Source organism: Pseudomonas sp. RT6P73 (genome assembly GCF_054897715.1).
In genome coordinates this window covers 1,992,949-2,006,373 of record NZ_JBUBUV010000002.1, presented here as the reverse complement: position 1 = coordinate 2,006,373, position 13,425 = coordinate 1,992,949, and the positions used below count along the sequence as shown (strand labels likewise).

Genomic DNA, 13,425 nt, shown 5'->3' with positions numbered 1-13,425 from the left:
TGCTGAAGGAACAGACATGAGTCTCGCAACGTCCCTCGTCAGTACTCCCCACTCAGCCACCGCCGTGGGTGTGATCGCGATATTTCTCTGGTCCTGCCTGGCGCTGTTGACCACCCTCACCGAAGGTATTCCACCCTTTGAACTGCTGACCCTGAGCTTCGGCATAGCGTTTGTGGCGAGCCTGGTGATTCTGGGTCGACACGGGCTCGCCGGCTTCAGCAGCTGGCGCCAGCCCTGGGCCGTTTGGGCGACCGGGTTCGTGGGCATTTTCGTTTATCACGCGCTGTATTTTTTCGCGCTCAAAGTCGCCCCGGCGGCCGAGGCCAGCCTGATCAACTACCTGTGGCCGTTGTTGCTGGTGCTGCTCTCGGCGCTCTCGGCCGGGGAAAAGCTGCACAAACGGCAAATGCTTGGCGCGCTGCTGGGACTGGCCGGTACCGCGTTTATCATGCGACAACATAGCCCGGAGGCCGGCGCTTCGATGCCGATCGCCGGTTATCTCGCGGCCTTCGGCTGTGCGCTGATCTGGGCTGGTTATTCGGTGATCAACCGACGCTTCAGCAACGTGCCCAGCAGCATCATCGGTGGGATCTGCGGTATGTCGGCCGTGTCAGGCCTGATTTGTCATTTGGCCTTTGAAACCACGGTGCGGCCTGATCCCGGCCAATGGGCAGCGATTGTGGTGCTCGGCCTCGGGCCGGTCGGGATGGCATTTCTTGCCTGGGACCACGCCACCAAACACGGCAGTCTGGCGACACTGGGGGCGCTGTCCTACCTGGCGCCGTTGATTTCTACGTTATTGCTGATCGCCGTGGGACGCAGTCATGCCGGTCCGATCCTGATCGTCCCCGCGGTGTTGATTATCGCCGGGGCGGTGATTGCCACGTCGCGAGCAAGCGAAAAAGCCCCCGCAACACGTTCGATCGTTCCGAACGAGTAGAGCAAAAACCTCGTACGTCAATCGAACGGGTTTGCCCCACCATCAGCCTCAGTTCCTAACCCACTGACTGAGGCCTACACCATGAAGTTCTTTTTCCACCCTTCGCCGAACCCGATGAAAGTTGCCCTGCTGCTTGAAGAACTGCAAACGCCCTACGAATTGATCGGCGTTGATACCTTCAAGGGCGAGCAACATTTGCCAGCCTTTCTGGCAATCAACCCGAACGCCAAGGTTCCGGCCCTGATCGACGGTGACGCCACCGTGTTCGACTCCCAGGCCATACTGCTGCATTTGGCGCAAAAGCATCAGCGCTTCCTGCCGACCTCCTTCGCCGGCCAGGCCGAGCTCCTGTCATGGCTGATGTTCATCGCCACCGGCCTGTCGCCGTTCTCGGGTCAAGCCGTGCATTTCCTGCACCACGCACCGGAAGACCTGGCCTACGCGAAAAACCGCTACCTCAAGGAAGTCGAACGCCACTACCGCGTGCTCGACAAGCGTCTGGCCGATCATCAATACCTGGCCGGCGACACCTACAGCATCGCCGACATGGCGCTGTGGGGCTGGGCCAGCTACGCGCCGTACATCCTCGGCGAGAACGGTTTGGCGGCCTACCCGAACGTCAAGCGTCTGTTCGATGAAATCAGCACCCGCCCGGCGGCCCAGCGTGCGCAGGGCCTGAAAGAGAAACTGGTGTTGAAGGCCGAATTCGACGAAGAAACCCGCCGCAATCTGTTTCCACAGAATCAGGCGCAGTAGTTTCCGGGGGCGATCAAAAACCACCGTCCCGCCGCACTCCTGTAGCAGCTGCCGAGCCTGCGAGGCTGCGTTCGGCTGCGCAGCAGTCGTGAAATCAGGCACCGCGCCGTATCAGTAGAACCGTGCATTCAGGATTTACGACTGCTGCGCAGCCGAACGCAGCCTCGCAGGCTCGGCAGCTGCTACAAGGGCGGTTTCGGGAGCTGATACAAATCGTATTCCATGGGATGATTGCGGCGAATGCGCGATCATCCCTGGAGTTTCCGAATGTCATTGTTGAGTAAAAAAGCCGTTGTCCTGTTACTGACGGCGGCCGCCAGCCTGGGGGCTTTGAATGCCTATGCCGCCAAGGCCACTGCCAGCGACAAAGCGCCTGCACAAGAGGTCTCGATGCTCGGCGGCAAGTTCAAGTTCACCCTGCCCAAGGGCTTCATCGCCAACCCGTTGCCCGCCGGCGACGCGGCGGCCGGTACTGCCGGGGCAACGGGCACCATGTACACCAATCAGACCACTAAAACCGTGGTGATCGCGGCCGAAAACACCATCCCCGGTGGCGCCAACGTCAAAGACAACGACGGTCCGTTCCTCGACTCCGCGGCGTCCGACTTCGCCACCGAGCAAGCCAAGGCGCTGCCGGACTTCACCAAGCTCAGCGAAAAAAGCCTGACCCAAAAAGGCACCGGCCTGGGCCTGCGGCAGATCGACAGCACCGCCACCCAGGGCGGCGGTAAAACCCTCGACACCACACTGATGGCCGCGTCCAACACGCGCATGGCGATCGTTCAGGTGATTTCCCGCCTCAGCGACAATGGCGGCCACGAGACGCTGGTCAAACAGATCGTCACCGGCAAATAAGACTCAAGGGTTGAGGCGCTGCAACCAGGCGCTCAGATCCTGTATTTCGGTGGCACTGATGCTGTGGCCAACGCCAGGATAGGCGTGAAATTCAGGCTTGAGTGACAGGCTCTGCAACAGGCTGTCGGCCTCGGTGCCGTCGATGTAGGGCAAGCGTTTGTCTGCCGTGCCATGACCGATGAAGATCGCCAGCTTCTGGCGTTTTTCATCCGGTTTGAGCTCGGATTTCAGCACCGGTAGAATCCGCCCGCTCAGCGCCGCAATCCCGCCCACCGCCTCGGGATGACGCAACGCCACCTCATAAGACATGATCGCGCCCTGGCTGAAACCCACCAGGAACACCTTGTCGGGTTCGGTGTGATATTTCTTCGCGGCCTGGGCGATGAAATCCAGCAGCACCTGGCCGCTGGCCTTCAGATCATCGGTTTCACCGTTGTAGCCAGCGTTGCCCTTCTCGCGGAACCACTTGTAACTACCCTCCTCCATCACCATCGGCGCTCGCACAGACAGGAAGTTGTACTGCGCCGGTAACTCATCCTTGATGCCGAACAGATCCTCCTCATTACTGCCGTAACCGTGGAGGAAAATTACCAACGGCTGGTTGCGGGATTCGGGGTTGGCCTGCTCCAGGTACTTGAGCGGCAGATCGGTGTGCAGTGGGGTTTCAGCGTGGACTGTGGTCGAGGCCAGCAACGTCAGCAGAGCGAGAAACTTCAACATAAACCTTCCTTCATGGAGCGCAGGATTCGGGGGAGAGCCTAACACCGTGAAGCTTGCCGGGGGACATTCGGCGCTGCTGATGCAGTCATCGCGGGCAAGCCCGCTCCCACAGGTTTTGTGAACACCGAAAATACTGTGGGAGCGGGCTTGCCCGCGATGAGGCCCGAAAGAACAGCGACAATCCTCAGTCGTTTACCAGTTTCCCCACCCGAATCGGCTCACGCCCCGCCACCTTTGCCTGCCACGTTCCTGGCTGCGTATACCGCCCGCGATCAATCGCAAACAACACGCCGCTGGTCCCGGCGCGCACGGTGGTTACGCGGTCGCTCAGCGGATCAACCACCTCAAACAGCGCATCACCCTTCTCCACCCACTCACCCGAATCACGCAGGAAACTAACCACCCCGTGATGCGGCGCGAACAGGTATTCGGTGCCCTCGAACGGCATGCCTTCGCAGCACCCGCTCGGGGCTGCAGGCCAGGTGCCGCTGATGAAACCCTGCTCGGCGAGGAACCCGAGAATCGCTTCGCAATTGGCCTGGGCCTGATCGACCCGGGTGTCGCCCATGCCGCCCAGCTCCAGCGTGGTCGCCAGGTTGGCCGGCGGAATCGCCGCCTCGGGAAAGCCCCGCGCCAGGCGCAACCACGGCGATGAACAGGACTCATCAAAAGAACTGCCGCCGGAATCTTCACAGAGCAATGCCACCCCGGCCTTCAGGCGTGCCGCCAGGGACTGCCACTGCGGCCAGTGTTGTGGCAAGGCATACAGATGAATCGCCGCGTCGAAATCGCAGTGCAGATCCAGGGTGATGTCGGCCTCGCAAGCGTGGCGCAACAGCAAGCGATGCATGGCTTCCAGCTGCGAGGCCGGCGCCGGCAAGTCGTCGAGGACCCTGCCCATGGTTTGGCGAATCAGCGCGATATTGGCCTGCGCATCGTTACCCAACCGGTCGCCAATCAACTCGGCCACCGGGGCGCTGAGTTCGACGAAGGAACGGTTGAAGTTCTTGCCGCTGCCCAGCTCGAAGCGGCCCATGTGGCTGCCTTGCAGATGCTGGTCGAGGCCGATTGGATTGGCCACCGGCACCAGTTCGATCACGCCCTGCAACTGGCCCTGGGTCTCGAGTTCCGCCAAGCGCTTCTTCAGCTCCCACGCCGTGCGCATGCCGGGCAACTCGTCGGCGTGCAGGCTGGCCTGGATGTAGACCTTGCGGGTGCCGGCGCCATAACGAAACACGCTGAGGGTGCGTTCGGTGCCCAGGTGGCTCCAGGGCAGTGAATGGTCGATGCGTTGCATGGAGACTCCAATATAAGGGGCACTGAAATACCCTGTGGGAGTGAGCCTGCTCGCGATAGCGGTGTGTCAGACAGCAAATTTTTCACTGAAAAATCGCCATCGCGAGCAGGCTCACTCCTACAAGGGATCTCATTTCAACAGAGAGAGCGCATAAAAAAAGTGGCAACCGCGTCAACGGTTGCCACTTTTTGCACGGCGTGATTACTGGCCGTAAACGTCAAAGTCGAAGTACTTGTCTTGCACTTGCTTGTACTTACCGTTGGCGCGGATTTCGGTGATGGCGGTGTTGAATTTGTCTGCCAGTTCGGTATCGCCCTTGCGCACCGCAATACCGGCGCCGCCGCCGAAGTACTTGGCGTCTTCGTAAGTCGGGCCGACGAAAGCGAAACCTTTACCGGCGTCGGTTTTCAGGAAACCGTCGTCCAGGTTGACCGAGTCGGCCAGCAGCGCATCAACGCGGCCAGAGACCATGTCCAGGTTGGCTTCCTGCTGGGAGCCGTAGCGAATCAGGTTGATACCGGCCGGCACCAGCACTTCAGTGGCGAAGCGGTCGTGGGTACTGGCGCGCAGCACACCGACTTTCTTGCCTTTGAGTTCGGTCAGCGGGTCTTTGATGTCGGTGCCGGCCTTCATCACGAAGCGCGCCGGGGTGTGGTAGTACTTGATGGTGAAATCGACGTTCTTTTTGCGATCGTCAGTGATGGTCATGGACGACAGGATCGCGTCGATTTTCTTCACTTTCAGTGCCGGGATCAGGCCATCGAACTCTTGCTCGACCCAGGTGCACTTCACTTTCATCTGCTCGCACAGTGCGTCGCCGATATCGACGTCGAAACCGGTGAGTTTGCCGTCAGGGGTTTTCATCGAGAATGGCGGGTAACCGGCTTCGATACCGATGCGGATCGGCTTGGCCTCATCGGCCACAGCGGTCAGGGACAACATCGACAGTGCCAGGGCACCAAACATCACTAGCTTCTTCATTTATAACTCCTGTGTGCGGAGACTTTTATTGGCAGCTTTCGAATGACTTTCGGTCGGTGACGATCGAAGTGGCCGGCAGTCTAGAGCGGCTTTCAGCGAGCAAATTGTGTTTAAGCGACAAATACTTATAGAAAAGTGGCCCGCTAATTCAAAGCCCTTGAAGCGTGCGCCAAGGCGGTGCAAGGACTGTAGGACACGCCCTTTTTTCAGACAAAACCTACACGCAAAAACTACAAGAGAGTACCGATGCCGACTTTGAATCTGATCCAGCACCACCCCGCCGAAGGTCCTGGCGCCATAGCCGATTGGGCCGCGTCTCGAGGGATGACGCTGAACGTCTTTCGCGCCGACCTCGGCCAGTTACCGCCGGTGAGTGCGGCGCCTGTAATTGTGCTGGGTGGGCCTTATGAATCCAGTGCCGGGCCGGCGTGGCTGGAAGCGGAACGGCAGTGGCTGGCGGCCAGCCTGGACCAGGGCGCGGCGGTGTTTGCGATTTGTCTGGGGGCGCAGCTCCTGGCCCTGAGTCTGGGCGGGAAGGTGCGGCGGATGGATCGGACTGAAACCGGCTGGACTAACGTTAGGTTCGTCGATGGCCAGACGCTGAGGGTGCTGGAGTGGCACGAAGATGCGTTCGACTTGCCGCCCAATGCGCAATTGCTGGCCAGCAGCGAACAATGTGAACAGCAGATGTATCGCGTGGGGTCGACGCGGGTGGGGTTGCAGTTTCATCCGGAGTGGAATGCCGCGTCGGTGGCGATGCTCAATGAACACTTCGCCGAGGATTCACCGCTGCCCCGCGGGCAACAGGACAGCGCCACCCATGCAGCCGTGTTTGAGTGGTTGCAGGTGACGCTGGATGGGTGGTGGGCAGTGGCGGATTAAAAAAGCAAGATCAAAAGCTCGCAGCCTCGTTTCACTCGACAGCTGCTACAGGTCTACGCAATCCCCTGTAGCAGCTGTCGAGTGAAACGAGGCTGCGAGCTTTTCCACTACCTCAACATTCGCAACCGATCACGGTGCTGGCAGGCCGTTGCACCGCAACACTCAATTCCAACCCTTCATCCAGCCACCCGGTCACGCCGCCGATCATCTCCTTGACCGGATACCCCAGCGCCGCCAGTTTCACCGCTGCCTTGTGCACACCGTTACAGTGCGGCCCGGCGCAATAGACCACGAACAAGGTGGATGTCGGGTAGTCCGCCAGGCCCTCGGCGGTGAGCAGGCGCCCCGGAATGTTGATCGCACCCGGTACATGCCCGCGTTCGAACGCTAACGGTCCGCGCACGTCCACCAGGACAAAATCCACCTCGCCGGCCTGTTGACTGCTGTACACGTCGGAACAGTCGGTTTCAAAGGTCAGACGGTTGCTGAAGTGCATCAGGGCAATGGCCGAAGGTGCTGCGGGAATGGCACGGACCTGGCTGGTCATGGGCTGTACTCCAAAGTCTTGAGTGGTGTGAGAAGACTTTATCCGCCCGACGCTTGCGGCTACAGTGGCGGACAAGACACTCACCGGGAACTTTCCGCCATATGCAGCCCAACCCTGGATTGGTCGCGATTCTGGCTTACGACGGCCTCTGTACCTTCGAATTCGGCATCGCCGTGGAGATCTTTGGTCTGGCGCGGCCGGAGTTCGACTTCCCTTGGTATGAGCACCGTATCGTGGCAGTGGATCAGGGCCCGATGCGCGCCATGGGCGGCATTCAGGTCCTGGCCGATGGCGGCATGGAACTGCTTGAAGACGCCCGAACCATCATCATTCCCGGCTGGCGCGACCGCACCGCGCCGGTGCCGGAACACTTGCTCGCCGCCCTGCGCCAGGCCCATGCGCGGGGTGCGCGGTTACTGTCGATCTGCTCCGGCGTGTTTGTGCTCGCGGCGACCGGCCTGCTGGACGGTCACGGCGCTACCACGCATTGGCGCTACGCCGCTGAGTTGGCCGAACGTTTTCCGAACATTCTGGTGGACCCGGACGTGCTCTACGTCGATTCCGGTCAGTTGATCACCTCGGCTGGCAGCGCGGCAGGTATCGACGCGTGCCTGCACCTGGTGGCGCGGGATTTTGGCACCCAAGTCGCCAACTCGGTGGCGCGGCGCCTGGTGATGTCGCCCCAACGCACCGGCGGGCAGGCGCAGTTTATTCCTACGCCCGTCAGTCCTACGCCGCGCAGCGATTTGTCCCGCGTCATGCAGTGGGCGCGTGAGCGCTTGCATGAACCGCTGGAGGTTCGCGAGCTGGCGAGTAAGGCGGCGATGAGTGAACGGACCTTTCTGCGCCGGTTCAGCGAAGCCACTGGCATGCCGCCCAAGGCATGGTTGCAGCATGAGCGGCTGGCGCGGGCGCGGGAGTTGCTGGAGAGCACGAATCAGAACACCGATCAGATTGCCGACCAGTGTGGTTATCGCTCGGTGGAGAGTTTTCGCGTGGCGTTTCGTGGGGTGGTGGGCGTGCCGCCGTCGGTGTATCGGGAGCGGTTTGGGCGTGGGGTAAAAGCAATAATTTGAGGTGTATTCGAGGGCGCCTTCGCGGGCAAGCCTCGCTCCACAGGTTATGCGTGATCCTTGTAGGAGCGAGGCTTGCCCGCGAAGGCGTCAGCCCAGACACCATCTACCTCAAGGCTTACGCAACAGGTAGGTATCCATAACCCACCCATTCGCCACCCGCGCCGCCTTGCGCACCCGCTCAATCTCATCCGCCACGTCCTTGAGCTTGCCGCTGATCAAAATCTCATCCGGGGTCCCCAAATAGGCCCCCCAGAAAATCTCCGTCTCCTGATCCGCCACCTGATGGTAGGAATCCTCGGCATCGAGCATCACCACCAGGCTGTCGGCCTCGCTCACCTGCCCCGCCGCCAGGCGTCGGCCGGTGGTGATTTCAATCGAGCGGCCGATGCGATTCAGCGGCACCTTGTGCTGCGCCGCCAACGCCTGAACGCTGGTGATGCCGGGGATCACCTCATACTCGAACGCACAACGGCCCGAGGCCAGGATCGCCTGTAAAATCCGCAGGGTGCTGTCGTACAACGCCGGATCGCCCCACACCAGAAATCCGCCGCACTGATCGTCGGAGATTTCCTCATTGATCAGCCGCTCGAAGGTTTGCTGCTTGGCGAGATTCAGATCTTCGACACTGGTCTTGTAGTCCACATCCCCGCGTTCGCGCTCCGGGCTGTGGGCTTCGACGAAGCGGTAGCCATGATTGGTGATGTAGCGTTCGCAGATCTCACGGCGCAGGTCGATCAGCTTGTCTTTGCTCTGGCCCTTGTCCATCAGGAAAAACACGTCGACGAGGTTCAGCGCCTTTACGGCCTGCATCGTGATGTAGTCAGGGTTGCCGGCGCCGATGCCGATGACCAGAAGCTTTTTCATCAAATGACTCCTTCAAGCAAACGCAGGCGCCAGCGGCCGGTGAAGCGCAACTCGATGGCCGACAACGGTTCGACGTCGATCAGGTTGAACGCCGCAGCCTGCAACACCTGCGTCAGCGCGGCGCGAATGACTAACGGATGGGTGATGGCAAGGACATGCCCCGGTGTTGTCTCAAGGGATTTGAGCCACTGCGCCACGCGCTCACCCAGTTGCGCGACCGACTCACCGCCATGGGGCGCCGAGGTCGGGTCGTCAAGCCAGGCTTGCAGCGCCTCGGGTTCGGACTTTTGCAGGTCATCGATCCGCACCCCGTTCCACCGTCCGAAGTCGCAATCCCTCAGCGCCGAGACGATTTCAACATCATTGCCAAACAACTCGGCCGTCTGCTGCGTGCGCAACTCCGGACCACAGAGCACCCGTGGCGCCTCCTCGAACTGGCGGCTACGCGAACCCTTCGCCGATTGCCGATAAAATTCCAACGGCTCGTTTGTAGGAAAACTCGCCAATTTTTGTGCGACGGTTCGAGCGTGGCACATCAGGGTCAAACGGGTTGCCTGCACGGATTGTCACCCTGTCGATGAAATGGGAAACGGCACGATGCCGCAAATAATCACGCAATTGTGCCGCAAGACGCTTGATCCAGGGCGTTTCGTTTGAATCAGCAACGACGGGGGGCGGGCTCAATTAACCATTGAAATTCGGCAATCTCCGACACCCGCGGGGGCGATGGACTACAAGGTCGGTCGACTTCCGTGTAGCCCCCAGCGCACGGGCTTTTCGCCTCATTTTTGACGCTGAAAAATCCATGGAAAAATTCACTAGACATGTAGCATGCGCTACATAAATACTGTTTTAGCAATTTATGAAACAAAACCGACATACCCATCCAGCAGGAGCCCGGATGCCCTCTCTTAGAGACCTGATCACCGATCCCGGCCTGGACCTTACGCCGGCGGAACGCAAAGTCATTCGTGCCTTGCTGGACCAGTACCCGCGTAACGGGCTGGGGCCGATGTCACGTTTGGCCGAACATGCCGGTGTCAGCGACCCCACCATCGTGCGACTGGTCAAAAAACTGGGTTTCAGCGGTTACGCCGATTTCCAGGATGCCCTGCTCAGTGACATGGACCACCGCCTCCGGTCCCCCAGCGCCCTGTTGCAGCTTCGTTCCCATCTTCAGAAAGGCGACGCATGGAGCCATTACCTGGCGGACACCCATCGGGCGCTGGTGGATACCCACGCGCTGACCCAACCCGAAGATGTGCGGATTCTGGTGGAATGGCTGCTCGACACCCGTCATCAGGTTCACTGCTTCGGCGGGCGCTTCAGCAGTTTCCTCGCCAACTATTTGCTCAACCATTTGCGCCTGCTGCGCCCGGGCTGTTTTGCCCTGGAAGACAACGCGCAACTGCCGGACCGGCTGTTCGACGTGCAGCGCCAGGACGTGGTGCTGGTGTTCGACTATCGCCGCTACCAATCACAAGCCCTGCGCGTGGCCAATGCGGCGAAAAGCCGATATGCCCGCGTGGTGTTGTTCACTGACATCTATGCTTCACCGCTGCGGGAAATGGCCGACCTGATTATCAGTGCGCCGGTGGAATCCGTGTCGGCCTTCGACAGCATGGTCCCGGCGTTGGCCCAGGTCGAGGCGCTGATTGCCTGCCTGACCCTGCGCAGTCCGGAGCTGGCCGATCGCCTGGAAGGCATCGATGCCCTGCGGACCGACTTCGACACCCACCTGCTGGAGGATAAATAAGGATGTTCATGTTCACGCTCCCCCACCACTCGCCCCGGGACTTGCCGTTCACAGCCGATCACACCGCGCTGTTGCTGGTGGACATGCAGCGTGCCTGGCTCGAACCACAGTTCGACCCGCACCTCAACGGACCGGACGGCGAATACTTCCTGACCCGCACCCACATGCAGGTGGTGCCCAATCAACGTCGGCTGCTCAGTGCCTTTCGCAGCGCGCGGCAAAACGTGCTGCACACGATCATCGAAAGCCTGACCGCCGATGGCCGCGACCGCTCGCTGGACCACAAACTCTCGGACATGCACTTGCCCAAGGGCAGTACGCAGGCGCGAATCATCGACGACCTGACACCGACAGAAAACGAAATGGTCCTGCCCAAGACCTCCTCCGGAGTGTTCAACTCCACCAACATTGACTACGTGCTGCGCAACCTTGAAACGCGGCACCTGATCATCGCCGGCATCGTCACCGACCAGTGCGTGGACATGGCCGTGCGTGACGCCGCGGACCGTGGCTACCTGGTGACGCTGGTGGAGGATGCCTGTGCGACCTACACGCCACAGCGTCATCAAGCCTGCATGAACGCGATCAAGGGTTACTGCTGGATCACCGATACCCAGACCGTGCTCGGCCGGTTGCAGGAGATGCAGCCATGAGCGAACGCCTGTCGCCGCTGCCCATGACCACCATCGTCACCACCGACTTGATCGGCGTGACGCGTGGTCGCTCGTTCCCGACGGACGAACTTGAACACTATCGGGCGGCGGGTTGCGGCTGGGTGCCGGCCAACAGCGCCCTGACCCCGCAAGACATCATCGCCTCCACCAACCCGTGGGGCGCTTATGGCGACTTGCGCCTGATTCCCGACCTGAGCAGCCGGGTGACGGTCAGCAATGGCCCGGATGCCACGGCCCCGGTGCTGGATTTCATCCACGGCGACATCAACGAAACCGATGGCCGTCCTTGGGGGGCCTGTCCGCGAACGTTGTTGCGCAATGAAGTGGAGCGTTATCGCGCCGAACTGGGCGTGCAGGTCAACGCCGCGTTCGAGCATGAATTCAACCTGAGCAGCGACGCGGCCGATCAGCTGGCGTTCTCCCTTGAGGCCCAGCGCCAGGGCGCCGAGTTCGGTGGCTGGCTGCTCAGCGCCCTGCGCGCCGGTGGCGTCGAACCGGAAATGTTCCTGCCTGAATACGGCAAGCATCAATACGAGATCACCTGCCGCCCCGCCCTTGGTGTGGCGGCGGCGGACCGCGCGGTGAACGTGCGCGAGATCACCCGCGAAATTGCCCGGCAGATGGGCCTGGACGTGAGCTTTGCGCCCAAGACCTCCGAGCATGCCGTGTGCAACGGCGTCCATCTGCATGTCAGCCTGCTGGACCTGGACGGTCAGCCGCTGTTGTACGACGCCGGCACCCTCAATGGCCTGTCGACCCTCGGCCAGCACTGGGCCGCCGGTATCCTGCATTACTTGCCGGCACTCTGCGCGTTTACCGCGCCGACACCGGTGTCCTACGAGCGATTGCAGCCGCATCACTGGAGCGCCTCCTACGCCTGCCTCGGCCAGCGCAACCGCGAAGCGGCGTTGCGGATCTGCCCAACGGTGAGCCTGGGCGGCAAATCCGTGGCGGCGCAGTACAACCTGGAATTTCGCGCCATGGACGCCACGGCCTCGCCGCACCTGGCCATGGCCGCACTGCTGATCGCCGGTCGCCTGGGCATCGAGCAACGCCTGGCCTTAAACGCGATCACCGATGAAGTCCCCGATTCCCTGAATGAAGAACAACGCCACGCCCGAGGCATCGTCGCCCTGCCCGCTTCCCTTGCCCAGGCGCTCGAGTGCCTGCGCAACAGCGAGGCGCTGATCGAAGCCCTGCCGAGCGCGTTGATGGACACCTACTTTGCCCTTAAAACCGAGGAAATGACGCTGACGGAACAGCTGTCGCCCGCCGAACGCTGTGAGCACTATGCACGCCTGTACTGAATCCGCTGAACTCGGTCTTTTTACCGAGCCCGCGTACACCCTGAGCCGCGAAGACTCAGAGCACCCGTTGATTCTGGTGTGCGAACACGCCAGTCGTTTTATCCCGACCGGGCTAAATGACCTGGGCCTGAGTCACGACGCGGCGCGCGAGCACATCGCCTGGGACATTGGCGCACTGGCACTGGCTGAGGAATTGTCCCGGGCACTGGGTGCAACGCTGCTGGCGGCCAATTACTCACGGCTGTTGATTGACCTCAACCGCCCACGCCATGCCCCGGACAGCATCCCGTCGCAGAGCGAGATTTATCAGATACCGGGTAACCGGGGTTTGGACGAGGCCACGCGCGAGTACCGCCGCGAGTGCCTGTTCAAACCGTTTCATGCCCGGCTGCAAACCTTGATCGACCAACGTATCGCAAAAGGGCGGCCGGTTCGGGTCGTCGGTATTCACAGCTTCACCCCGGTTTTCCACGGCCAGCCGCGCACGCTCGAAGTCGGCGTGCTGTTTGGCGAAGCCAGGGGCTACGCGCAACGCCTGATTGACGGGTTGAGCCTGCATCCCTTGAAGGTCGCCGGCAATGAACCGTACAAAATCAACCCGCTGGGCGACATGACCGTGCCGGTCCACGGCGATGCACGGGGACTCGAATCGGTGTTGATCGAGGTGCGCAACGATCTGCTGCGCACCCCTGAAAACGTCAGTCGCTGGACAAGTTTCCTTTCACCACTGTTGTAAGAAAATCGCGTCAAACTTGCAGCTTGCAGCTGCT

Annotated in this window: 15 protein-coding genes; 9 read left to right on the top strand and 6 right to left on the bottom strand. The window is 61.0% G+C overall.

Features of this window, described 5'->3' with window-relative positions; translation table 11 throughout:
* Positions 1 to 16 precede the first annotated feature (16 nt).
* The 3 genes from yddG to ACYZT6_RS09770 all read left to right on the top strand — a co-directional run bounded on the left by yddG (position 17) and on the right by ACYZT6_RS09770 (position 2,551).
* The gene (gene yddG / locus ACYZT6_RS09780) at positions 17 to 940 is read left to right on the top strand and encodes an aromatic amino acid exporter YddG (protein WP_462026702.1); all 924 of its coding nucleotides are present in this window, start codon (positions 17 to 19) and stop codon (positions 938 to 940) included.
* 81 nt (positions 941 to 1,021) lie between these two features.
* The gene (locus ACYZT6_RS09775; protein ID WP_462026701.1) at positions 1,022 to 1,696 is read left to right on the top strand and encodes a glutathione S-transferase family protein; all 675 of its coding nucleotides are present in this window, start codon (positions 1,022 to 1,024) and stop codon (positions 1,694 to 1,696) included.
* Positions 1,697 to 1,963: 267 nt separating this feature from the next.
* Positions 1,964 to 2,551: a DcrB/PsbP domain-containing protein gene (locus tag ACYZT6_RS09770; RefSeq protein ID WP_462026700.1), complete on the top strand. Its 588-nt coding sequence runs from the start codon at positions 1,964 to 1,966 to the stop codon at positions 2,549 to 2,551.
* A gap of 3 nt (positions 2,552 to 2,554) precedes the next feature.
* Here ACYZT6_RS09770 and ACYZT6_RS09765 read toward each other — a convergent pair whose 3' ends face one another.
* From ACYZT6_RS09765 to ACYZT6_RS09755, 3 genes are all read right to left on the bottom strand, one after another.
* The gene (locus ACYZT6_RS09765) at positions 2,555 to 3,271 is read right to left on the bottom strand and encodes an alpha/beta hydrolase (RefSeq protein ID WP_462026699.1); all 717 of its coding nucleotides are present in this window, start codon (positions 3,269 to 3,271) and stop codon (positions 2,555 to 2,557) included.
* Between the two features lie 184 nt (positions 3,272 to 3,455).
* On the bottom strand, positions 3,456 to 4,568 hold the full coding sequence (locus ACYZT6_RS09760; RefSeq protein WP_462026698.1) for a succinylglutamate desuccinylase/aspartoacylase family protein: 1,113 nt from the start codon (positions 4,566 to 4,568) through the stop codon (positions 3,456 to 3,458).
* A 201-nt stretch (positions 4,569 to 4,769) separates the two neighbouring features.
* On the bottom strand, positions 4,770 to 5,549 hold the full coding sequence (locus tag ACYZT6_RS09755; RefSeq protein ID WP_462026697.1) for an ABC transporter substrate-binding protein: 780 nt from the start codon (positions 5,547 to 5,549) through the stop codon (positions 4,770 to 4,772).
* A 246-nt stretch (positions 5,550 to 5,795) separates the two neighbouring features.
* Here ACYZT6_RS09755 and ACYZT6_RS09750 point away from each other — a divergent pair, with 246 nt between their 5' ends.
* Positions 5,796 to 6,431 (top strand): type 1 glutamine amidotransferase, encoded by a 636-nt coding sequence (locus tag ACYZT6_RS09750; protein ID WP_462026696.1) that lies wholly within the window; start codon positions 5,796 to 5,798, stop codon positions 6,429 to 6,431.
* Positions 6,432 to 6,543: 112 nt separating this feature from the next.
* On the opposite strand, the gene ACYZT6_RS09745 is transcribed toward ACYZT6_RS09750, so the two are convergent.
* Positions 6,544 to 6,978, bottom strand: a complete 435-nt coding sequence (locus tag ACYZT6_RS09745; protein ID WP_462026695.1) for a rhodanese-like domain-containing protein — start codon at positions 6,976 to 6,978, stop codon at positions 6,544 to 6,546.
* Positions 6,979 to 7,079: 101 nt separating this feature from the next.
* On the opposite strand from ACYZT6_RS09745, the gene ftrA reads away from it, so the two are divergent.
* Entirely contained in the window at positions 7,080 to 8,054 is a 975-nt protein-coding gene (gene ftrA / locus ACYZT6_RS09740) for a transcriptional regulator FtrA (RefSeq protein WP_462026694.1), read from the top strand.
* Between the two features lie 108 nt (positions 8,055 to 8,162).
* On the opposite strand, the gene cobF is transcribed toward ftrA, so the two are convergent.
* On the bottom strand, positions 8,163 to 8,918 hold the full coding sequence (gene cobF, locus ACYZT6_RS09735; protein WP_462026693.1) for a precorrin-6A synthase (deacetylating): 756 nt from the start codon (positions 8,916 to 8,918) through the stop codon (positions 8,163 to 8,165).
* Entirely contained in the window at positions 8,918 to 9,478 is a 561-nt protein-coding gene (locus ACYZT6_RS09730; RefSeq protein ID WP_462026692.1) for a histidine phosphatase family protein, read from the bottom strand. The genes cobF and ACYZT6_RS09730 overlap by 1 nt, the downstream gene beginning before the upstream one ends.
* Before the next feature lie 341 nt (positions 9,479 to 9,819).
* On the opposite strand from ACYZT6_RS09730, the gene ACYZT6_RS09725 reads away from it, so the two are divergent.
* Genes ACYZT6_RS09725 through ACYZT6_RS09710 form a run of 4 tightly spaced genes read left to right on the top strand, consistent with a single transcriptional unit; the run spans position 9,820 to position 13,391 of the window.
* Positions 9,820 to 10,674 (top strand): MurR/RpiR family transcriptional regulator, encoded by an 855-nt coding sequence (locus ACYZT6_RS09725; RefSeq protein ID WP_462026691.1) that lies wholly within the window; start codon positions 9,820 to 9,822, stop codon positions 10,672 to 10,674.
* An 8-nt stretch (positions 10,675 to 10,682) separates the two neighbouring features.
* Positions 10,683 to 11,327 carry a cysteine hydrolase family protein gene (locus ACYZT6_RS09720; RefSeq protein WP_462026690.1) on the top strand — a complete coding sequence of 215 codons (645 nt, stop codon included), beginning with the start codon at positions 10,683 to 10,685 and terminating at the stop codon, positions 11,325 to 11,327.
* Positions 11,324 to 12,655, top strand: a complete 1,332-nt coding sequence (locus ACYZT6_RS09715; protein ID WP_462026689.1) for a glutamine synthetase family protein — start codon at positions 11,324 to 11,326, stop codon at positions 12,653 to 12,655. The genes ACYZT6_RS09720 and ACYZT6_RS09715 overlap by 4 nt, the downstream gene beginning before the upstream one ends.
* The gene (locus ACYZT6_RS09710) at positions 12,639 to 13,391 is read left to right on the top strand and encodes an N-formylglutamate amidohydrolase (RefSeq protein ID WP_462026688.1); all 753 of its coding nucleotides are present in this window, start codon (positions 12,639 to 12,641) and stop codon (positions 13,389 to 13,391) included. The genes ACYZT6_RS09715 and ACYZT6_RS09710 overlap by 17 nt, the downstream gene beginning before the upstream one ends.
* Positions 13,392 to 13,425: the final 34 nt, after the last annotated feature.

Excerpts from the sequence above, each read along its gene's own strand:
- cobF (WP_462026693.1), bottom strand. The coding sequence starts at position 8,918 with ATGAAAAAGCTTCTGGTCATCGGCATCGGCGCCGGCAACCCTGACTAC.
- ACYZT6_RS09710 (WP_462026688.1), top strand. The coding sequence starts at position 12,639 with ATGCACGCCTGTACTGAATCCGCTGAACTCGGTCTTTTTACCGAGCCC.
- ACYZT6_RS09775 (WP_462026701.1), top strand. The coding sequence starts at position 1,022 with ATGAAGTTCTTTTTCCACCCTTCGCCGAACCCGATGAAAGTTGCCCTG.
- yddG (WP_462026702.1), top strand. The coding sequence starts at position 17 with ATGAGTCTCGCAACGTCCCTCGTCAGTACTCCCCACTCAGCCACCGCC.
- ACYZT6_RS09760 (WP_462026698.1), bottom strand. The coding sequence starts at position 4,568 with ATGCAACGCATCGACCATTCACTGCCCTGGAGCCACCTGGGCACCGAA.
- ftrA (WP_462026694.1), top strand. The coding sequence starts at position 7,080 with ATGCAGCCCAACCCTGGATTGGTCGCGATTCTGGCTTACGACGGCCTC.
- ACYZT6_RS09745 (WP_462026695.1), bottom strand. The coding sequence starts at position 6,978 with ATGACCAGCCAGGTCCGTGCCATTCCCGCAGCACCTTCGGCCATTGCC.
- ACYZT6_RS09755 (WP_462026697.1), bottom strand. The coding sequence starts at position 5,549 with ATGAAGAAGCTAGTGATGTTTGGTGCCCTGGCACTGTCGATGTTGTCC.
- ACYZT6_RS09765 (WP_462026699.1), bottom strand. The coding sequence starts at position 3,271 with ATGTTGAAGTTTCTCGCTCTGCTGACGTTGCTGGCCTCGACCACAGTC.
- ACYZT6_RS09715 (WP_462026689.1), top strand. The coding sequence starts at position 11,324 with ATGAGCGAACGCCTGTCGCCGCTGCCCATGACCACCATCGTCACCACC.
- ACYZT6_RS09725 (WP_462026691.1), top strand. The coding sequence starts at position 9,820 with ATGCCCTCTCTTAGAGACCTGATCACCGATCCCGGCCTGGACCTTACG.
- ACYZT6_RS09720 (WP_462026690.1), top strand. The coding sequence starts at position 10,683 with ATGTTCACGCTCCCCCACCACTCGCCCCGGGACTTGCCGTTCACAGCC.
- ACYZT6_RS09750 (WP_462026696.1), top strand. The coding sequence starts at position 5,796 with ATGCCGACTTTGAATCTGATCCAGCACCACCCCGCCGAAGGTCCTGGC.
- ACYZT6_RS09770 (WP_462026700.1), top strand. The coding sequence starts at position 1,964 with ATGTCATTGTTGAGTAAAAAAGCCGTTGTCCTGTTACTGACGGCGGCC.